This window comes from Candidatus Limousia pullorum, from assembly GCF_057405065.1.
Genome location: NZ_CM171614.1, coordinates 1,820,681 through 1,840,648, shown reverse-complemented (window position 1 = coordinate 1,840,648; position 19,968 = coordinate 1,820,681). Strand labels below are relative to the sequence as shown.

The 19,968-nt window shown below is 41.4% G+C and carries 20 protein-coding genes and 1 pseudogene; 2 read left to right on the top strand and 19 right to left on the bottom strand.

Annotated elements, in window-relative coordinates:
- Positions 1-22: 22 nt before the first annotated feature.
- The 4 genes from recD2 to CGICJO_RS08415 all read right to left on the bottom strand — a co-directional run bounded on the left by recD2 (position 23) and on the right by CGICJO_RS08415 (position 4,923).
- Complete coding sequence (gene recD2, locus CGICJO_RS08430) at positions 23-2,275, bottom strand: SF1B family DNA helicase RecD2 (protein ID WP_486498550.1); 2,253 nt, start codon at positions 2,273-2,275, stop codon at positions 23-25.
- A 26-nt stretch (positions 2,276-2,301) separates the two neighbouring features.
- On the bottom strand, positions 2,302-3,108 hold the full coding sequence (locus CGICJO_RS08425; protein WP_486498549.1) for a hypothetical protein: 807 nt from the start codon (positions 3,106-3,108) through the stop codon (positions 2,302-2,304).
- A 13-nt stretch (positions 3,109-3,121) separates the two neighbouring features.
- Entirely contained in the window at positions 3,122-4,450 is a 1,329-nt protein-coding gene (locus tag CGICJO_RS08420; RefSeq protein WP_486498548.1) for a MurT ligase domain-containing protein, read from the bottom strand.
- 140 nt (positions 4,451-4,590) lie between these two features.
- On the bottom strand, positions 4,591-4,923 hold the full coding sequence (locus CGICJO_RS08415) for a hypothetical protein (protein WP_143256349.1): 333 nt from the start codon (positions 4,921-4,923) through the stop codon (positions 4,591-4,593).
- 214 nt (positions 4,924-5,137) lie between these two features.
- Between CGICJO_RS08415 and CGICJO_RS08410 the strand changes: the two genes are divergently transcribed.
- Positions 5,138-5,323 carry a DUF1540 domain-containing protein gene (locus CGICJO_RS08410; RefSeq protein ID WP_087376307.1) on the top strand — a complete coding sequence of 62 codons (186 nt, stop codon included), beginning with the start codon at positions 5,138-5,140 and terminating at the stop codon, positions 5,321-5,323.
- Between the two features lie 76 nt (positions 5,324-5,399).
- Here the strand turns inward: CGICJO_RS08410 and CGICJO_RS08405 are convergent, their stop codons facing one another.
- The 11 genes and pseudogenes from CGICJO_RS08405 to CGICJO_RS08355 all read right to left on the bottom strand — a co-directional run bounded on the left by CGICJO_RS08405 (position 5,400) and on the right by CGICJO_RS08355 (position 14,039).
- A complete protein-coding gene (locus CGICJO_RS08405) occupies positions 5,400-5,936 on the bottom strand; it encodes a 2-oxoacid:ferredoxin oxidoreductase subunit gamma family protein (RefSeq protein WP_486498547.1) in 537 nt (178 codons plus the stop codon).
- Positions 5,933-6,688, bottom strand: a complete 756-nt coding sequence (locus tag CGICJO_RS08400; protein WP_486498546.1) for a thiamine pyrophosphate-dependent enzyme — start codon at positions 6,686-6,688, stop codon at positions 5,933-5,935. Before CGICJO_RS08400 ends, CGICJO_RS08405 begins: the two co-directional genes overlap by 4 nt.
- Positions 6,688-7,749: a 3-methyl-2-oxobutanoate dehydrogenase subunit VorB gene (locus tag CGICJO_RS08395; protein ID WP_087376304.1), complete on the bottom strand. Its 1,062-nt coding sequence runs from the start codon at positions 7,747-7,749 to the stop codon at positions 6,688-6,690. Before CGICJO_RS08395 ends, CGICJO_RS08400 begins: the two co-directional genes overlap by 1 nt.
- Before the next feature lie 47 nt (positions 7,750-7,796).
- Positions 7,797-8,003 (bottom strand): 4Fe-4S binding protein, encoded by a 207-nt coding sequence (locus tag CGICJO_RS08390; protein WP_087376303.1) that lies wholly within the window; start codon positions 8,001-8,003, stop codon positions 7,797-7,799.
- 22 nt (positions 8,004-8,025) lie between these two features.
- Entirely contained in the window at positions 8,026-8,682 is a 657-nt protein-coding gene (locus CGICJO_RS08385; protein WP_486498545.1) for a nucleotide-binding protein, read from the bottom strand.
- Between the two features lie 41 nt (positions 8,683-8,723).
- Positions 8,724-9,995, bottom strand: a complete 1,272-nt coding sequence (locus CGICJO_RS08380) for an O-acetylhomoserine aminocarboxypropyltransferase/cysteine synthase family protein (protein ID WP_442856054.1) — start codon at positions 9,993-9,995, stop codon at positions 8,724-8,726.
- 5 nt (positions 9,996-10,000) lie between these two features.
- The gene (locus CGICJO_RS08375; RefSeq protein WP_486498544.1) at positions 10,001-10,528 is read right to left on the bottom strand and encodes a hypothetical protein; all 528 of its coding nucleotides are present in this window, start codon (positions 10,526-10,528) and stop codon (positions 10,001-10,003) included.
- Between the two features lie 212 nt (positions 10,529-10,740).
- A pseudogene (locus tag CGICJO_RS08370) lies at positions 10,741-10,953 on the bottom strand (manganese catalase family protein); the annotation flags it as partial.
- 23 nt (positions 10,954-10,976) lie between these two features.
- Positions 10,977-12,566, bottom strand: coding sequence for a recombinase family protein (locus tag CGICJO_RS08365; RefSeq protein ID WP_486498543.1), 1,590 nt, complete (start codon positions 12,564-12,566; stop codon positions 10,977-10,979).
- A gap of 6 nt (positions 12,567-12,572) precedes the next feature.
- On the bottom strand, positions 12,573-12,713 hold the full coding sequence (locus tag CGICJO_RS08360; RefSeq protein WP_486498542.1) for a hypothetical protein: 141 nt from the start codon (positions 12,711-12,713) through the stop codon (positions 12,573-12,575).
- Positions 12,714-12,824: 111 nt separating this feature from the next.
- Positions 12,825-14,039, bottom strand: coding sequence for an acetate/propionate family kinase (locus CGICJO_RS08355; RefSeq protein WP_087376297.1), 1,215 nt, complete (start codon positions 14,037-14,039; stop codon positions 12,825-12,827).
- 148 nt (positions 14,040-14,187) lie between these two features.
- On the opposite strand from CGICJO_RS08355, the gene CGICJO_RS08350 reads away from it, so the two are divergent.
- Positions 14,188-15,357, top strand: coding sequence for a tRNA(Met) cytidine acetate ligase (locus CGICJO_RS08350; RefSeq protein ID WP_486498541.1), 1,170 nt, complete (start codon positions 14,188-14,190; stop codon positions 15,355-15,357).
- A 47-nt stretch (positions 15,358-15,404) separates the two neighbouring features.
- Here the strand turns inward: CGICJO_RS08350 and CGICJO_RS08345 are convergent, their stop codons facing one another.
- The 4 genes from CGICJO_RS08345 to CGICJO_RS08330 form a co-directional block, all read right to left on the bottom strand.
- Positions 15,405-16,061 carry a thiamine diphosphokinase gene (locus CGICJO_RS08345; protein WP_486498540.1) on the bottom strand — a complete coding sequence of 219 codons (657 nt, stop codon included), beginning with the start codon at positions 16,059-16,061 and terminating at the stop codon, positions 15,405-15,407.
- Positions 16,062-16,064: 3 nt separating this feature from the next.
- The gene (gene rsgA / locus CGICJO_RS08340; protein WP_486498539.1) at positions 16,065-16,955 is read right to left on the bottom strand and encodes a ribosome small subunit-dependent GTPase A; all 891 of its coding nucleotides are present in this window, start codon (positions 16,953-16,955) and stop codon (positions 16,065-16,067) included.
- Between the two features lie 95 nt (positions 16,956-17,050).
- A complete protein-coding gene (gene pknB, locus CGICJO_RS08335) occupies positions 17,051-19,222 on the bottom strand; it encodes a Stk1 family PASTA domain-containing Ser/Thr kinase (RefSeq protein ID WP_486498538.1) in 2,172 nt (723 codons plus the stop codon).
- A gap of 14 nt (positions 19,223-19,236) precedes the next feature.
- Positions 19,237-19,968, bottom strand: coding sequence for a Stp1/IreP family PP2C-type Ser/Thr phosphatase (locus CGICJO_RS08330; RefSeq protein WP_486498537.1), 732 nt, complete (start codon positions 19,966-19,968; stop codon positions 19,237-19,239).

Genomic DNA, 19,968 nt, shown 5'->3' with positions numbered 1-19,968 from the left:
CAGATAAAATTCAGTTATCGCTTCATTCCATGGAAGCTTTCATTTCCTTTAAGAAATAGGAAAGGCCCGAATATCTTCTGGTCTTTTTGTTATTCTGCACCATTTCTTTTAGCTCAGAAGCATTTCCTATTAAGATTAAAATCTTTTTTGCTCTTGTAACCGCTGTGTAAAGCAAATTTCTGTACTTTAGCTTCTGGGCGGTTCTGTAAAGCGGGATTATTACCGCCTCAAACTCGTTACCCTGACTTTTATGAACAGTCATTGCATAGGCATGTTCCAAATCCACTATGGCTTCCCTGTCATACACCGCTGTTTTATCGTCAAAACGTATTTTAAAGGAACCTGACTGTCTGTGAATTTCTTCAAGCCTTCCAACATCTCCGTTAAAGATTCCCTCTCCTGTTTCACCGTTTTCTTTTACCCACAAAAGATTGTAGTTGTTTTTTGTCTGCATAACCTTATCTCCCACACGGAATATTCTTCCGTCCAGTTCAATCTCTGTTTTTTCCTTTGAGGGAGGATTTAAAGATGCCTGCAAAACCTTGTTAAGCTCAAGTATTCCAAGCTCTCCCCTTCTTCCGGGACAAAGAACCTGAATATCATCAAAGGGTGAAAATCCGTAGGTTGACGGAAGTCTTTGAACACACAATGCGCTTACGGTTTCCCTCAGCCTATATTTGTTTTCACAGGGCATAAAGAAAAAGTCGTTGTCCTTAACAGAAATCTCCGGCATTTCGCCCTTTACAATCTTATGGGCGTTGGTAACTATAAGGCTCTGCATAGACTGTCTGAATATTTCCGTCAGTGCAACCACGGGAACAGCTTTGCTTTCTATCAGGTCGGAAAGAATATTTCCCGCTCCCACCGAGGGAAGCTGGTCGGTATCTCCCACAAGAATAAGTCTGCAACCCATTGGCAAGGCTCTCATTACACTTTCAAAAAGCACTGCGTCCACCATTGAAACCTCGTCCACTATAAGGGTATCACAGCTCAGCATGTTGCGCTCGTTTCTCTTGAACACAGGCCTGTCCTCGTCGTTCCATGCAACTTCCAAAAGGCGGTGTATGGTTTTCGCTTCACATCCGGTAAGCTCTGTCATTCTTCTGGCGGCTCGCCCTGTTGGTGCAGTTAATGAAACCTTTTCACCCATTGATTTTAAAATCTTAATTATGCCGTTTAAGGTGGTGGTTTTTCCTGTTCCCGGGCCTCCTGTCAGTATCAGCATACCTGCCTGCAAGGCAGTTCTTATGGCTGTCTTTTGCAGTTCTGCATATTCAAAACCCTGAGACTCTTCCACCTCTTTTATTTTGCTTTCCAAATCCTGAGCCGGCGGTATCGGAAAACTCATTATCATGTTTATTCTGGCGGCTATGTAGGTTTCACTCTGGAAAAGGGACGGGGTATAGATAAACGCTTCGTCGTTTATAATTGTTCTTATGATTTCACCCTGCTGAACCATGTCATCCAAAGCGGACTGGGCGGTTTCCTTTTCCACGGAAATAAAGGACGCCGCTGTTGCCGCAAGCTTTTCTTCCGGCAGGCAGGTATGTCCGTTTCTTCTGTTGTGGTTCAGCACATACACTATAGAAGCCGCAACCCTGTATCTGCTGTCTGATGGAAATTTTTTATCAACAGCAATTCTGTCCGCCACTTCAAAAGGCACATATATGCCCTCTGAACAGAGTATATAGGGGTTCTCCTCTATCTCAGTTATGGCTCTGTTTCCCAGCTTTTTCCACACAAGAACAGCCGTTTCGCCGTTAATCCCGAATTTTCCAAGATAAATTATAAGCTCTCTCATTCCGAAAGCGGCTTTTATTCTGTCACTTATTTCATTTGCGGCTTTCAGAGTTATTCCCTTTATTTTTGCAACCCTTTCAGGTTCGTTTTCAAGGATTTCAAGGGTATTTTCTCCGAACTCTCTTACAATAACCGCCGCCTTTGCCGGGCCTATTCCCTTTATAGCTCCCGAGGAAAGGTATTTCAAAATTCCCGCTGTTGTTGATGGCATACTTCTTTCACAGACGGACACAGAAAGCTGTCTGCCATAGGACGGATGATTTTTAAAAACACCTGTCAGTCTTACCTCTTCGCCAACGCTTATCATGGGCATTATTCCAACAGCAGTTAAATTTTCATCGCCGCTGAGTTCTATTACCGTGTACCCGTTGTCCTCGTTTCTATATATAATTGTTTCTACTTCACCTTCAACCTGATACATTGAAGAACCGCCCTTTTGTTCACCATTTGGACGGCTAAACATATCTTCTGTCAAATATATCACTCTTTTTTATTTTAATATCAGTTATTCTCCTGAGAAATTCTGTTTTTAAGCTCGTTTACGCTTATGAGATAGGCCTTGCTTTCAAGGGGTGTATCCGCTGTCAGCACCTTTTGAGCCAAAAGCTCTTCCTCCCTGTTTTTCAAAATTTTCCACGCAAAGAATTTAAGCATATGGGGATTTTTTATCATAAGAGGGCCTATCAAATGAGTTCCGAAAATATTGCCCTCAAAAACACCGTCAAAGGACTTTGTGTTGTCATCTCCAACACCTAAAAGCATTTTAAATGACTGCTGATGATTTTCTTCCCATTTAATATTTGTACATTTATTTACAAAACCGATTGTGAGATTATCTGCAAGCAGGTCTTTAAGCTCTTTGCAAAATGTAAGCTTCTCGGAAAATACATTTTCACAGACTGCGTCACCTGTAATTCTTCTGGCGGTTTCCTCTGTTTCAAAGTCGAAGAAACCAAGACACTGGTATTCTTCACCTTTTGCGCTTTTTATCTTTTTGCCCAGCATCTCAAAGGCGTTTCCGGTAAACAAAATAACTGTTCCTCTGTCTGCCGCTTTTTTAAGCTCCTGAGCATTGGGAACTATATCCGCCAAAGCTCTTTTTTGAGCCTTTTCGGTTCCTGCTCCCACATATATCATATCATAGTCCAGGGGCATAGCCTCAGACAAATTTTCCGATGATATTATCTCACATTCTATACCTGTTTTTTCCTCTGTAAATCTTTTCAGGGAAAGGAGGTTTGCGTATTCTCCATACAGATTCATTATACCATAGTAGAGATGCAAAATTCTGATTTTTTCTTTTGCCATTTCTGATACCCCCTTACTGCAACATAGTAGTTTCTGAAAGGAATTTTTCCTTGTCAGAGAAACATGTAACAACATAGATTTCTTCTTTTCCGCCGTTTCTCAGTTCCTCGATACCTGCGTGAATGTCGCTGAACACCTTGATTTTATCTTTCGGTATATTTGTATATGAAAAACGAAGCTCCAAGTCACTGCAATAAAGTCCCATAAGATAGATTTTATTTACACTGTCGGAATTTAAAATATCAAAATTTATATCCCAAAGCCAGCTTGTGTCGCCTGTATAATATTTACGGCTTATTCTGTCCACAATCACCACAACATCCCCGGGAGTTTTTCTTGTGGCGGCATAGGTTAAGGACTGTTCGTAGCTTATAGAGTTTTCGTGCTTTGAAGCCAGCAAAACTCCTGTTCTGTCACCCAGCTTAAATCTGACTATTCTGCCGTTTTTCAGGACAAAATTATTAAGGCTTGTACTTATTTGATTTTTATCAATTCCAACTGTACAGCAAGCCGCATAAGCCGCCAAAATATTATAAACATTGTAAATTCCGGTAAATGCCAAACCAATCTCTGTGCTGCCGTCTATCTCCACAACGCCTTCTTCAAGGTCAGCGGCTGTAACTGTGTAGTTTGTGTTATGCTTTTTAAATCCGCATTTCTCACAGCTAAAGCTTCCTATATGATTAAAATGTCTGTAATCGTAGCTGAGCTTTCCGCCGCAGACAGGACAGTATTTTCCGTCGTCGTAAACCCCTGTGCTCTCGTTTGTATCGGTGGAAAGGTTGTCCATTCCATACCATACAACATTTTTTCTTCCCTCTCCGAATGTGCTTATAAGAGGGTCATCGGCATTAAGGATAAGCTTTGTGCTTTCCGGAATACTTTCCTTTATAGCGTCATAAACCCAAAGAGGGTGTCCGTTTCTTGTAAGCTGGTCCCTGTAAAGGTTTACTATAACATAATGTGTTGGTGAAAAATGCTTAAAGGTGTATTTTGCATATCTCTCGTCCGACTCAATAAGAATATAATCCTTTTTGAATTTTCCGCCCATTGTACAGTTGTTCAAAATAAAGGTTGTTACGCCCTCAATCTGGTTAGAACCCTCTTTGTTGTAGGCGATGTTCAGTCCCGCATCCTCCATTACATGGGCAATCATCTCAACAGTTGAGGTTTTTCCGTTGCTTCCTGTAACTGCAATTATGTATTTAGGCAGGGATATTTTTCCCAATATATTCGGACAAACTTTAAGAGCAAGCTTTCCCGGCATACTGCTGCCTTTTCCCAACAGCTTGCCTGCAAATCTGGAAAGTTTGCAAACCAGTATAGCTAAAAATTTTCTCATAACAATCTGCTCCCATAAGACTTATTTGTTTTAACAGTCATTAAAATTTATTATATCACTTTCAGAAGCTTTTGAACAGATTTTCACAAAAAAATTAAGAATTGAGCCTTCCTGAACTGGAAGGCTCAATTCTTTAAAAATTACAATATTTCTTCAAATTCTTCTTTTGTCATGTACTCCATAAAGGGATATTCCCTGCACACTGCAAGGCATATGTTTTTTGTTTCCTCATCCACTCCGCAGTCAAGGCAGATAACCCTTGTGGGTCTGAATTTTCCCATCCACTTAACCTTTGACGCAAGGCTTCTAAGCATAAATTCCGCATCCGGTCTTTTGCCTTTAACCGGAGTCATAAGAAATGTTTTTGTTTCCTTTTTATAATCAAAAATCCAGTGCACCAGTTCGGTTATGAGATTTACAATTCCCACAACCGCAAACACGCCTATTATGATGTATAAAAACATGTATACCATAAAATTCACCTCTACATATTTTATACAGCAGAACAAAATAATGTTAAAATTTTCATTTAATTTTTTATAATAAAAATCTGTAAAGGTGCAATAATATATTCGGACAAAGCGTCCGCAAAAGTCAAAAGCGCCTTTCACAACGGCGGTAATGAAAGCGATTTTGACCTTTGAAAATTGATATAGATTTCCGCTAAATATTTCAGAGGTGAAAAAAATGAACAACAATTGTAATTGTCACTCAAACCAGTGCATTAAATGCACAGTATCAAACTGCGAAAACCACAACCCATCAGAGAATTACTGCACACTCAACTGCGTTACAATCGGCACACACGAGGCTAATCCTACACAGTGCCAGTGCGTTGACTGTCAGAGCTTCGTTATGAAGAAGCAGAAATAATCCCAAACCTTGAGATTATAGTCCCATAAGAAAACCGCTTTGGCAGAAAAAACTGTCAAAGCGGTTATTTTTATAATCAGGAATTCATTCCTATTTCTATAGCTTTTTTATTAAACTCAAGCATATTTGCTTTTCTTGCAGGAACGCACTTTTCGATAGCTTTATAAAGAGCCTCTTCTGTGCAGAAGCCTGTTTCTTTAAAGAGCTTACCTACAAGGATAATGTTTGCAAGACCTTTAATTCCGTTTTCCTCAGCAAGCTTTGTTGCCGGAACATAGAATACGTTTACATCTTCACGCTCTACCTTTTTATTGATAAGGAAGCTGTCGACGATTACTGTTCCGCCCGGCTTTACTGTGTCAATAAACTTTTCAAAGGAAGGGAGGTTCAAGGCAATCAAAACATCAGGAGTTAAAACAAGGGGTGAACCAATTGTTTTGTCTGAAATACATACGCTGCAGTTTGCTGTGCCGCCTCTCATTTCAGGACCGTAGGAAGGAAGCCATGAAATCTCTTTTCCGTCGTTAAGTCCGCCGTAAGCGATTACCTTTCCGGCAAACAAAATTCCCTGTCCTCCGAAGCCGGCAAGGACCATGTTGAAATCTCTGCTCATTTCAGTCTGTCCCCCTTTGTTTCGTCTTTATAAACTCCCAAAGGATAGTAAGGAAGCATATTATCTCTGAGCCACTGAATTGCCTCAAATGGAGACATACCCCAGTTTGTAGGACAGGTTGAAACAACCTCTACTATTGAGAAACCTTTTCCCTCTATCTGATTCTGGAAAGCCTTTTTGATAGCCTTTTTGGCGTTGATTACGTTTTTAACACAGTCAACAGTAACTCTCTGTGCAAGTGCTACACCGTCAAGTGTTGAAAGCATCTCACATACTCTTATAGGATAACCTGCTGTGTTTACGTCACGTCCGTATGGTGTGGTCTGTGTAACCATGTTAGGAAGTGTTGTAGGTGCCATCTGGCCGCCGGTCATTCCGTAGATTGCATTGTTGATGAAGATAACTGTGATATTTTCTCCTCTTGTTGCACTGTGGATTGTTTCGGCAGTTCCGATTGCGGCAAGGTCGCCGTCGCCCTGATATGTGAATACTACGTTTTCAGGCTTTGCTCTCTTGATACCTGTGGCAACAGCCGGAGCTCTTCCGTGAGGAGCCTGAACCATGTCGCAGTTAAAATAGTCATAGCTCATAACTGAGCAGCCAACGGAGGCAACGCCTACAGCATTACCCTCTACACCCAGTTCGTCTATTACCTCTGCAACCAATCTATGTACTATACCGTGAGTACAGCCCGGGCAGTAGTGCATAGGAACGTCTGCAAGGGCGTGTGGTCTTTCAAATACAACAGCCATTACAGCTCACCTCCGAATTTAATGATTTTCTCAAGAATTTCGTTTGGCGTTGGGATAACTCCGCCTGTTCTGCCAAAGAATTCTACCGGACGGGAACAATCAATAGCGAGCTTTACATCGTCTACCATCTGTCCCATGTTCATTTCTACAGACAAGAATCCCTTTGCTGTCTTTGCGGCTTTCTTCAGGCAGTCTGTTGGGAAAGGCCAAAGTGTGATAGGTCTGATAAGACCTGCTTTTATACCCTGTGCTCTTGCCATATCTACCGCACTGTGAGCAACACGGGCGGATGCGCCGAAAGCTACAAGGATAATGTCTGCGTCCTCTGTGAGATACTCGGAAGCTCTCTGCTCTGTGGCTTTAATCTTTTCATATCTTTCAAATCTCTCCACAACGAGGCTTTCAAGTGCCTGTGGTGTGAGATAAAGTGAGTTTACTACATTGTGTTTTCTCTTGTTCTGATGACCGCTTGCAGCCCAAGGTCTTTCAGGAAGAACCTTTTCTCCCTCGTCCTTAAACTCAACAGGCTCCATCATCTGTCCAAGCATACCGTCTGCCAAAATCATTGCAGGCATTCTGTATTTATCAGCCATATCAAAGGCGTCGCTTACAAGGTCAACCATTTCCTGAACTGTTGCAGGGGCGAAAACGAGAATCTGGAAATCGCCGTGGCCGGTTGCCTTTGTTGCCTGCCAATAGTCAGCCTGTGAAGGCTGAATACCGCCAAGACCCGGGCCGCCTCTCTGAACATTTATAATAAGTGCAGGAACATCTGAACCTGCCATGTAAGAAATAGCCTCTGTTTTAAGGCTTATTCCCGGTGAAGATGAAGAGGTCATCGCTCTTACACCGGCGGCAGATGCGCCGAGAACCATATTTGCTGCGGCAAGTTCTGACTCTGCCTGGAGGTATGTTCCTCCTATTTTGGGCATTCTTTTTGACATATAAGCCGCAAGCTCTGTCTGAGGTGTTATTGGGTATCCGAAAAAGTGCTTACAGCCCGCACGTATTGCGGCTTCTGCCAGCGCTTCGTTGCCCTTCATAAGAAATCTTTCGGACATTCAACTCATTTCCTTTCTTAATCCAAAAATATAGTGGTGATGTTCCCTTATCTCTCCACAACTATCATGCAGTCCGGGCACATCATTGCACAGGAGCAGCAGCCGGTGCACTTTTCTTCATCGAGAAGCTTTGCCGGGTGGTAACCCTTTGCGTTTATCTTCTCTTTATCAAGGGCGATTATATGTCTGGGACATGCGTTTACGCACATCTCGCAGCCTTTGCAGCCATCTTGATTGATGATAATTCTTGCCATTGTTCACATCTCCTTAAAAAGGTCAAAAGGGAGGCTTTACAAGCACCTCTACAGGAACAAGCCTGCCCACCGCCTCTAATTTATTTTCATTAACATACTCTTTGGGATAAGTGGTGGCAACAAGGGGCAAAGACAGAAGCTCTGCCGTTTTCTTTGCAAACTCATATCCCTCTTTAATTATTTCAGATGTGGTAAAGTTCTGAAGGTGGGTGTTATTTATCACCCCGGTTGCCGGCAATGATGATGCGCTTTCGATTTCTCTTAAAATCTCCACAGCCTCTTCCGGAGTTGCTGTAAGCGTTCTCTTGCCGTTGACCACATAATAAGCCTCGTAGCCTGCTTCCTTAATCTTCGAGGAAAAACGTCCCAGAGCGTAAGCTCCTGCGTCATCTCCTCCCACATCGATAATCACTGTTCCCTCTCTTACAAATATGGAATACATTGCAGCCGGAATTGACGGCAAATCAAGATTTGTATGGGAAAAGTCGCTGGCAACAATGTCTATTCCGTATTTTGCAAGTAAATCTTTGTAATCTCCGCTGCGAAAATAAGGGTTTACCACGTCCATATCTGCAATGGTGACCTTTTCGCCTTTTAAAGCCAAATCTATAGCCAAATTCAAGGACAAGTTTGTCTTTCCGCAGCCGTAATGTCCATATATGATTATTATTTTACTCATAAACCCTTACCTCTGGTTTTATCTTTTATATAAATCTTAAATCAGCACTTCTCAAGAGCCTGAGCCAAGTCCTCGATAATATCATCAACGTTTTCAATACCTACGCTGAGTCTGATAAGGTCAGGCTGTACGCCTGCTTCGATAAGCTCCTGGTCGTTCATCTGTCTGTGTGTATGGCTTGCAGGATGAAGAACGCAGGTTCTTGCGTCTGCAACGTGAGTAACGATAGCTCCAAGCTTCAAATTGTCCATCATCTCGGAAGCCGCCTGTCTGCCGCCCTTAACACCAAAGGTTACAACGCCGCAGGAACCGTTAGGAAGATATTTCTTTGCAAGCTCATGGTACTTGTTGCTTTCAAGGTCAGGATAATTTACCCATGCAACCTTCTCGTGGTTCTCAAGGAACTTTGCAACTGCAAGTGCATTGCTGCAATGTCTTGGAACTCTCAGGTGAAGTGTTTCAAGTCCCAAATTCAGAAGGAAAGCGTTCATCGGAGACTGGATTGAACCCAAATCTCTCATCATCTGAGCTGTAGCCTTTGTGATAAATGCGCCCTTTCCGAATTTCTGTGTATATACAACGCCGTGGTATGTTTCATCTGGAGTTGTAAGTCCCGGGAATTTATCGGCATGAGCGTCCCAGTCAAAGTTACCTGAATCCACAATAGCGCCGCCTACGCAGGTTGCGTGGCCGTCCATATATTTTGTTGTGGAATGGGTTACGATGTCTGCGCCCCACTCAAAAGGTCTGCAATTTATTGGTGTTGCAAATGTGTTGTCCACAATAAGAGGAACACCATGAGCGTGTGCAGCCTTTGCAAATTTTTCTATATCCAAAACAACAAGTGCAGGGTTTGCAATGGTTTCACCTACAACGCACTTTGTGTTTGGTTTAAATGCAGCGTTCAATTCTTCCTCTGTGCAGTCAGGGTCAACAAAAGTTGCTTCTATTCCCATCTTTCTTATTGTGTGGGCATAGAGGTTATAGGTTCCGCCGTAAACTGTTGCAGAACAGATAATGTGGTCGCCTGCTTCGGCGATATTCATTACAGCATAAAAGTTTGCCGCCTGTCCTGAAGATGTGAGCATTGCGGCAACACCGCCCTCAAGGTCGCAAATCTTTGCGGCAACCGTATCATTGGTAGGGTTTTGAAGTCTTGTGTAAAAATATCCGCTTTCCTCAAGGTCAAACAAACGTCCCATTTGCTCGCTGGTTTCATATTTAAAAGTTGTGCTCTGGTAAATCGGCAGTACTCTCGGTTCTCCGTTTTTTGGCTGCCAGCCGGACTGAATGCATTTTGTTTCGATTTTCATAATACTCAACCTCCGAATAATCCCTTAATCCATGCGGTGATGAAGTCTGTTCCCCAAACAACCACTGCGACTAAAAGCAAAAATAAGACTGCGCCCAAAACTTTATATGTTGTTCGTTTTGAAGGACTCATTTCCTCTTTAATCTTATCCTTATTCTTTTCCCCTATTTCCCGGCACATTTTCTCCGCCTCGTCCATATCGAAAGGAAGCGGTTTTTCCGGGTCAATAGCGCCTATCATAATGCATGTGTCGTAAGCCTTGGTAAAAGCCGAAAACGGAACATTTATCTCTGCAAGAGATGTACCCTTTCCCGTCACCTCATCAGAGGAATACATATCATTTCTAAATCTCGGAACACAGGGAATTCCCACATCCTCCAAAGACGCTTTTATATGCTCTCTTTCAAAGCCCTCTGCCGTAATAAGATATGTTTCTTCGTTTTCGCTTTCTATACCTCTAAGAGGCTTTCCGCACTCTGTACATTCTGTATATGTATCCGAGTGAAGTCTTTTACAGCGTGGACATATTTTCATATGTTCAACCTCCCAAATCTCATTCCGCCCCATTTTGAGGCAAAACACATGCTAACTTGCAACAATAAAAATGTACGCTTATATATAATAACAAATTTTTCGGTAAATTGCAATATATATTTGTCAAAATTCGTATATTTATTCATGGAAGTCGGACAAAAAGAAAAACCGTCCGAATTTTACGGACGATTTTTCATCAAGTTTTTCCTCTTTTATTTAGGTTTCTTTACCGGACATTTATCGAAAGACGGGTTAAATGCATAGAAGTTGCGCTCGTCAAGCTTATCTGTGAGTATTCTCAGGTTTTCTCCGAAACGTTGATAATGGACAATCTCACGTTCTCTCAAAAAGCGTATTGCGTCCCTTACATCATAGTCGTCGCAGAATCTCAGAATGTTATCATAGGTAGTTCTCGCTTTCTGCTCTGGCGGTACTTTAAAAATACCACCTAAATATTCCAGATAATTTCTATTATCGCCTTTCTTGAATTTTCTTCATGTCCAAACAAGGTAATTTTTTCTATAAATTCCCGGCAGATGTCGTCCGCAAATTCATTGTCTGTTTCAAGCTTTTTTAAAAAGGAGTTTTGACCTCCCTCAGCCTTTTGTTTTTCAATATTTTCATCAAGTGTTTTTATCTGACTTTTCAAGGTGCTTTTTTCTTCTTCAAGAGCAGATTTTTCGGATTTCAGCTTTTCGGTTACTGCTGAATACTCTTCATCACTTATAACACACGTATATTTATCCACATAGGCTTTTGCAAAAATATTTTTAAGCTTTTTTTCATTGAAAATTATACTTTTAAGTTTGTTTTCAAGGGTTTCCTTTTGCTCAAGCTCAAAGCTTTTATCTGAGATTGTCAGCTGTTCTGTATATTCTTTTCCTAAAAGGCTATTACAAATATCAATAAATTCCTTGACCGCTGTTTTTTTAAGTTTTTCCGACAGTATGCTTGTTCCGTGACAATACTTTTCCCCTAACAATCTCATAGGACAGCGGTAGTAAACCTTTTTTATACCGTTACGGCAATGATACGACTTTTTAAGCTTTTTTCCGCAGAAGCCGCAGTAAACTATTCCTGAAAAAACATCCATATTTTTTGTTTTGTATGCAGGCTTTGCATTTGATTTTCTCATATTCTCCGCTTTTTCCCATGTTTCTTTATCTATAAGCGGCTCATGGGTATTCTCCACTACAAACCAGTCCTTTGGGTCTGTTTTCACGGTTTTTGATGATTTATAGCTGAGACTCTTTTTCTTTCCCTGTACCATTGCGCCTGTGTAAACTTGATTTTCCAAAATTGACGACACCGTGTAGTAACGCCAATAAAAACCGTTTTCGGCTTCTGAATTTTTCCAGTTTAGGTTTTGCTGTCTTTTATAGAGTGCAGGCGTGGGAATATTTTTATCGTTTAAATATCTGGCTATATTTATTTTACTTGTACCCTCAACATACATAGAAAAAATCTTTCTCACAACCCTTGCCGCCGGCTCGTCCGGCACAAGATGGCCTTTATTATCCTTATCTTTTTTATAGCCGTAAGGTGCAAAAGCTCCTATATGCTTTCCCTTGCTTCTCAAATCGTTTAACACGCTTTTTATGCTTTCGGACAAATCCTCCAAATACCACTCGTTGACAAGTCCGTTAATCTGTCTGGCTTTTTTATTTCCCGGCACAAGGGTATCCGCTCTGTCCACAACGCCGATAAATCTCACGCCCCACAGGGGAAAGAGCCCGTGGATGTATTTTTCCACAAGCTCCATTTCCCTTGTAAATCTCGATTGGCTTTTACAAAGCACAACACTGAACTTTCCCAAAGAGGCGTCTTTTATAAGCTTTTTAAACATAGGGCGGTTTCTATCGGAGCCTGCGTAATCCTCGTCGCTGTACACTCCCACAAGCTGAAATCCGTTTTCTTCTGCATATGTAAAAAGCAGTGATTTTTGATTTATTATACTTCTGCTCTCCTGAAAATTCTTTTCCTTATCTCTGTCCTCTTCGGAAAGCCTTACATAAACGGCCGCTTTTTCGCCGCTCATTTATTTTCAGTCCTTAAATATTTTCTTTTTTGAACGCTCCAAAATCTTTTTAAGTTTTGAAAGCAGGTTTTCTTTTCTTTGAACTGCGTCCTCTGAATTATATTTATTTGTCACTTGGGCTTCCCTATTTTTTGTTGTTTGATTCATAAGTATCTCTCCTTTCAAGACATTTTACGCAGGTAAGCCAAAAAAAATACCCCGTTTTATCTATCACGGGATAAATAAAACGGGATATGTAAATATTATTTATTACTGTAATTATTTCTTCAAGCCTTCAACGATATCTCTTGTATCTCTTGCGATAACAAGCTCCTCGTTAGTAGGAATGATATATACAGGAATCTTTGATGTGATGTCTGTGATGCAAACGTTCTCTCCGCTCTTTGCGCTGTCATTTGCAGCAGCGTCAAGAGAAACGCCGAGGCATTTGAGATAATTGCAGACAGCAGCTCTCAATGGAGACTGATGCTCGCCGAGGCCTGCGGTAAATACGATACCGTCACAGCCACCGAGAGCTACATAATAGCCGCCGATTGTCTTTGCAATCTGATAATAGAGCATTTCATGAGCAAGCTGAGCATGCTTGTTTCCGCTCTTTTCAGCAGATGTAACATCTCTGTCGTCGCTGGAAACACCTGAAATACCCAAAAGACCTGACTTTTTATTGAGGATTTCGTTCATTTCCTGTGGAGTAAGATTTTCTTTTTCTGCAATGAAAGTTACAACAGAAGGGTCAAGAGAACCTGAACGTGAACCCATCATAAATCCGTCAAGAGGTGTAAGACCCATCGATGTATCTATAACCTTGCCCTTGTCAATAGCTGTAATTGAAGAACCGTTGCCGATGTGGCATGTGATGAGCTTGAGTTCTTTAATATCTCTGCCGAGAATTTTTGCCATCTCTCCGCTTACATATCTATGGGATGTACCGTGGAAGCCGTATCTTCTAACCTGATACTTCTCATAATACTCATAAGGGATAGCGTACATGTATGCCTTTGGAGGCATTGTTGAATGGAAAGCTGTATCGAAAACAACAACCTCAGGAACGTCAAGTCCGAAAACGTCACGGCAAGCTCTGATAGCCTGAACATGACCCTTATTGTGGAGAGGTGCCAAAGGAATAAGACTTTCAATACCCTTAATAACCTTTTCATCAACAAGAACTGATTTGCTGAACAAAGCACCGCCCTGAACTATTCTGTGACCTACTGCGGAAACCTCGTGCAAATCTGTGATTACGCCAACCTCAGGGTCTGTCAAAGCCTTTTTAACCTGCATAAAAGCAGATCTGTGGTCTGGCATTGGAACTGTATCTGTACGGCTTCTGCCGTCGAAGGTTTTATGTCCGATGAAAGAACCGTCCATGCCTATTCTTTCGCAGTTACCTTTAGCAATAACCTGCTCGTTTTCCATATCGATAAGCTGATATTTAAGTGATGAACTTCCTGCATTGATAACAAGAATTTTCACTGCAATCTCCTCCTCTGTTGAACTTATAAAAAAATTCATATATAATAAAAATACAATATAATTGTAATACAATAAGTTTAATTTTTCAAGACCTTTTTATATTCAGCAGGTAAATTTGAAGAAATAAATCGAATCGAGGTAATGAATTTTGAAAACAGCCGCAGTAATCAGCGAATATAACCCATTTCATAACGGCCACAAATACCTGAACACAGCAATAAAAGAACATTGCGCAGACGCAGTTATTTCCATCATGAGCGGAAGCTTCACCCAGCGAGGAGACGTGGCTCTCCTTTCAAAATTTTCAAGAGCTAAAACCGCCCTTGAAAACGGAAGCGACCTGGTAATTGAACTTCCTGTCCCATACGCTGTATCAAATGCTCAGATATTTTCCGAAAACGGAGTTATGGCGGCAGCTGCTTTAGGCTGTGTTGATTACCTCTGTTTCGGAAGCGAATGCGGTGACACTGAAGCCATAATAAAAGCCGCAAGGGCAACCTCCGACCCTCAGGTTCAGGAACAGGTAAGGCTTCACATGAAAAAGGGCGACTACTATCCAAGAGCATTGACCACATCAATAAACGAGCTTTACGGCGAGGAAACCGGAAAAATTTTAGCCGCACCAAACAATATTTTAGGGGTGGAGTACTGCAAGGCTTTGGAACACACAGACATAATTCCGATAGCCTTTAAAAGAAAGGGCGCTGAACACGACAGCCCGGAGATTTTAGGAAACATCGCCTCAGCCTCTAAAATCCGCAGTATGGTTTTTGAAAACAAAGACACCGAGGATTACTCACGTTTTACACCGGAAATGGAAATGGCGGAAAATCCGGTGTTTTTCGATATGTTTGATACGGTTATAAGATATATTTTAAAGATAACTACACCAAGCTTTTTGGCTTCTCTTCCGGATGTTTCTGAGGGACTTGAACACAGAATACTTGCCGCCGCAGGAACCTGCTCAAGCGTTCAGGAGATAATCGAAAAGGTAAAAACCAAACGCTATACAATGGCAAGACTCAGAAGAATTATGGTTCATCTTCTTTTGGGAGTAACTAAGGAAATTCAAAGAACGCCCCTTCCATACATCCGTGTTTTGGGATTTAACGAAACAGGACGTAAAATTCTATCAAGGGCAAAGGACACAGCCACTCTGCCAATAATTGTAAAGCCCTCGGACTCCATTAAAACCCTTGAACCTGAGGCAAGAAGAGTTTTAGAAAAGGACATCCTTGCCACCGATATCAGAGAGCTTGCATTAAAAGAAAAAGGAAAATCCGGCAGGGACTTTACAAACGGACTTATTGTTATATGATATAAAAGTAAAAGCGTGACACACCATGATGTCACGCTTTTTTACATTCAGATTTCATATTTATTTCTAACATAAAGCACTGTTCCACTGTGGATTTTTATTATAGCTTTATTTTCTGTAAAAATATTTGATATTCCTATAGGGTAAGCGGCTTTCATCTTATAGTGATTTAACGGGTATTTTGCGCCCTCATAGGACACATCCGCAGTATCACAACCAAAGGCAAAAACTGAAAAGGTTTTTCTTTTTTGATTTTCAATAAGATATTCGCCCTCTTTTAAAGCCTTTATTTCCTCTGTGGGCGTGATTATTGAAACATCCAAATCACGCTCTAAGCCGTACAGCAAAACAGAAAGGTTTGCAAATGTGTGGTCTATTCTTCCGCCCAGGGCGCAAAGCAAAATTATTTTCTTAAAGCCCAGCTCAAATGCTTTATTTACACAGGAAATTGTGTCGGTGTCGTCCTTTTCCGGGTTCAGCCTTACAATTTGAGATTTATCGCTTTTTACTTCCCCCTGCCAGGAATCAAAATCACCTATCCATACATCCGGATTTAATCCTACATTTTTCAAATGCTTCATACCGCCGTCGGCACAGATTATAAAATCTTTTTCGGTATCTATTTCTTTTTCAAGATAAGAATTATCACAGTCGGGAGAAGCGCAGACTATTATGCATCGGTCTTTCTTATGTAGATTTTCCATAAGTTATTTTCTCTCCCATTCCTTAATGTCTTTAACCTCGTTGTACATAGCCACATAGCTATCGTGACGGGATTTCTGAATTTTACCCTCGTTTACCGCCTCAATAATACTGCATCCCTTTTCGCACACATGGGCGCAGGACACAAACTTACAGCTTCCCAGATACTCTTTAAACTCAGGAAAACAGTATTGCAGTTCGTCTTTTTTTATAATCTCATAGCGTTCCAGGTCAACGGTTGAAAATCCCGGTGTATCAACGGCATAGCCTCCGTTTACCTTATAAAGCCTTGAAGAACGTGTGGTATGTCTTCCACGTCCCAGCTTTTTGCTTATATCACCTGTTTCAAGTCCAAGTTCCGGAAAAATTGTATTGAGCAATGTGGATTTTCCCACGCCGCTGTTTCCTGTAAAGGCAACTATTTTTCCCGGAAACAGGTTTGAAATCTCCTTTTTCTCATCGCCCTCAAATTTTGAAAAGGCTATGGTTTTTATACCCGAGCTTCTGTATATATTTAAAATTTCCTTGCAGTCAGCCAAATCTGTTTTTGTGATAACCACAACCGGCTCAATTCCTTTATTCACAGCCGCCGCTGTCATTTTATCAATAATAAAAGTATTGGGCTTTGGGTCAACCGCCGAGCTCACAATAACCAATGTATCTATATTGGCTACAGGCGGTCTTATAAGGCTGTTTTTTCTGGGAAGAATGTTTTCTATGGCGCAGTAACCCTCCTTTTGCAGAGAAAACTCTACCTTATCACCTACAAGAGGGGAATTATTTTTCTTTCGGAAAACTCCCCTTGCCTTACATTCGTATATTTCATCTTCTGATTCAACATAATAAAATCCGCCTAAAACTGAAATCAGCACTCCTGTTTTTCTGGTATTCTCCATATTTTCTCCTTAAAGCATTATTAAAATCCGGCTGTAAAATCTATTACAGCCGGAATCCTGATTAAATTAAAATTTACAAACTACTGCCTTACAGATTATTCGACATGCTCCTCGCCTGGCTCTGTTGTTGCCTGTGTTGGCGGTTCAGTTGTGGGAGGTTCCGTTGTCGGTTCATCCGTTACAGGTTCGGTATGCTGAGGAACATAATCGTATGACTCAGTATTTCTCACGCTCTGGTCATCGAAGTTTACTTCGTAAACTCTGTACTTCTTGCCGTCAATCTCTACAACAACGCTTGATGTGCCTGTTCCCTCAAGCTCTATTGTAAATGTGCTGTTGTATGCAGGAATTACGTTGCTTCTTGAATTTGTAGTATCAACAATTCCATCGACTACAACTCTGATATCGACAGGATTTGTTTCTGCTGCCGGAAGGTCTACATAGAACACATATGACTTGCTCTGAGGTATTCCCTCACTTACTGTAAGATTAACAACATAATCCTTTTCTACCATTCCTCCTGCAAGCGGTGACTGGTCAATAACTTCATCCTTAGGCTTATCGCTGTTTTTATCTGTTGAAACAGAATATTTCAAGCCTCTCTTATCAAGCTCTTTCTTAGCATCTTCCAAAGTCATTCCGATAACATTAGGAACTTCAATATCGTTTTCTGTAGACTCTCTTACAACATAGATATTGACTACAGAGCCTATTTCAACTTCTTCTCCTACATTCGGATATGTGCTCTTTACTTTTCCTGCCTCTCCGGTTTCATCTTCGATATAATAAACCTGAGGATAGAGGTTAGCGTCTATAACCTTCTGTTTTGCAACATCTTCCGTATCTCCGATTATTGAAGGAACGGTTATAGGTGTATCGCTTCCGTTTACATAAAGAGTTATTGTAGCGTCTGCCTTAACTTTCATTGAACCGGCTTTCGGATTCTGATCAAGAATTTCTCCCAGCTCTTTATCCTCATCGTATCGTTTTTCAATCTTGAAGTTAAAGGAATAGTCCGGATTGCTCTGAACGTCCACAAGCTGCTGACCTACAAAGTTTGGAACTTCAACTTCCGGCTGGCTGTTTGAGCCCATGTTTCCAAGGAAAACAAAAAGTAATATTATAACTGCCACTACACCGACGCCTATGGACACGCCCACTGCAATAAACTTGCCTGTGTTCTTTTTAGGCTCTTTAACCGCTGTGGCTGTCGAAACAGGCTGGCGCTGTGGTTTATTTTCTGATTTTACAGCCGCTGCCGGACGCTTTTGAACCTCAGGACCTCTGTTATCGAAATCCATATTGTCAAAATCATCGCCGTAGCCCTCTTCTGCATTTGTAGGATTAGGCTGAGGACGCTGTGGCTGTGTTTTTGGAATTTTTTCAACATATCTTGTGGGCTGGTTATCCACAAAACATCTGTATTCAAAGGTTATGTCAGGATTTTCCTCAAAGGTCTTTAAAGCCTGGAGCATTTCTGCGGCGCTTTTATAACGAAGACCGGTATTTTTCTGCATAGCCTTTAAGGTGATTTCCTCAAGTCCCTTTGGGATATTGGGGTTTATTTCTCTCGGCATTTTTGGCGTTGACTGCATCTGCATTATAGCTACAGACACGGCGTTTTCGGCGTCGAAAGGAAGTTTTCCGGTAAGCATTTCATAAAGGATTACGCCTACTGAATAAATGTCTGACTGACCGTCTGTGACGCTTCCCCTTGCCTGTTCCGGTGCAATATAATGCACTGAACCTATTGCCTGGTCAGTCATTGTACGTGTGTTGTTGTCAGATAATCTTGCAATTCCGAAGTCGGTAACTTTAATTGTTCCGTCCTCTGTAAGCATAATATTCTGAGGCTTTATATCACGGTGAATTACTCCGTGCTGGTGGGCATGCTGCAAAGCGCTCAAAATCTGTGACACAAGATGTATTGTGGTTTTCCAATCCACAACTCCCTGCTGGGAAATGTACTCTTTAAGGGTTATGCCGTCGATGTACTCCATTACGATATACTGGATAACATCGCCGAAGCTAACGTCATAAACCTTTACAATATTGGGATGCGAAAGCATTGCTATCGCTTTTGATTCATTTTTGAATCTTCTGCTGAAATCCGCATTGTGCAGATATTCGTCCTTTAATATTTTTATTGAAACTTCTCTGTCGTCAATGATGTCATAGCAGCGGTAAACGTATGCCATTCCACCCACACCTATCAGCTCACGGATTTCATATCTTCCGTCAAGCCTTTTGCCTGTGTATTTATCCAAAGTTGTTTCCTCCTTTAGTATATAGCGGTTACGGTTATATTGTCATAGCCGCCCTCTGACACTGCTCTCTCTACAAGCTTTCCGACGGCTGTTTTTCCGTCGTTTTCAGTTATAATAGAGAGCATCTCAGCGGCAGACACCATATTGCTTAAACCGTCTGTACAGGTAAGTATTTTATCCCCCTGTTCAAATTCAGTTTCTATATAATCCACATCCACATCAGCGCCTACGCCCACCGCTCTGGTAATGATGTTTTTGTTGGGATGCTTTTCTGCTTCTTCCTGAGTTATCTGACCCTGTCTGACCATCTCCTGTACAAAAGAGTGATCCTCCGTAATTTGAATTATACGATTGTTTCTTATAAGATATGTGCGGCTGTCACCTACATGGGCAACATGTACCCTATGATTTATTACAAATACAAATTCACAGGTTGTACCCATACCGCTTAACTCAACATTGTTTTGAGCCATCTCAAAGACTGTTGTGTTTGCATGTTTTACAGCGTCCGTCATAAACGAGGATAATTCCTCGTTGCTGATAATATTCTCCGGTATATCAAGTGTTTTGATCCGCTCAATAATAGCTTTTGCCGCTTCGGAGCTTGCAACATTTCCCCCGCTGGCTCCGCCCATTCCGTCGCAGACTACCGCCCAAACAATATCATCGTTGATTTTCCCCACGGAAAAAGAATCCTGATTTGTTTGACGCACCAGACCTATATCGCTTTTACCGAATATATTCAA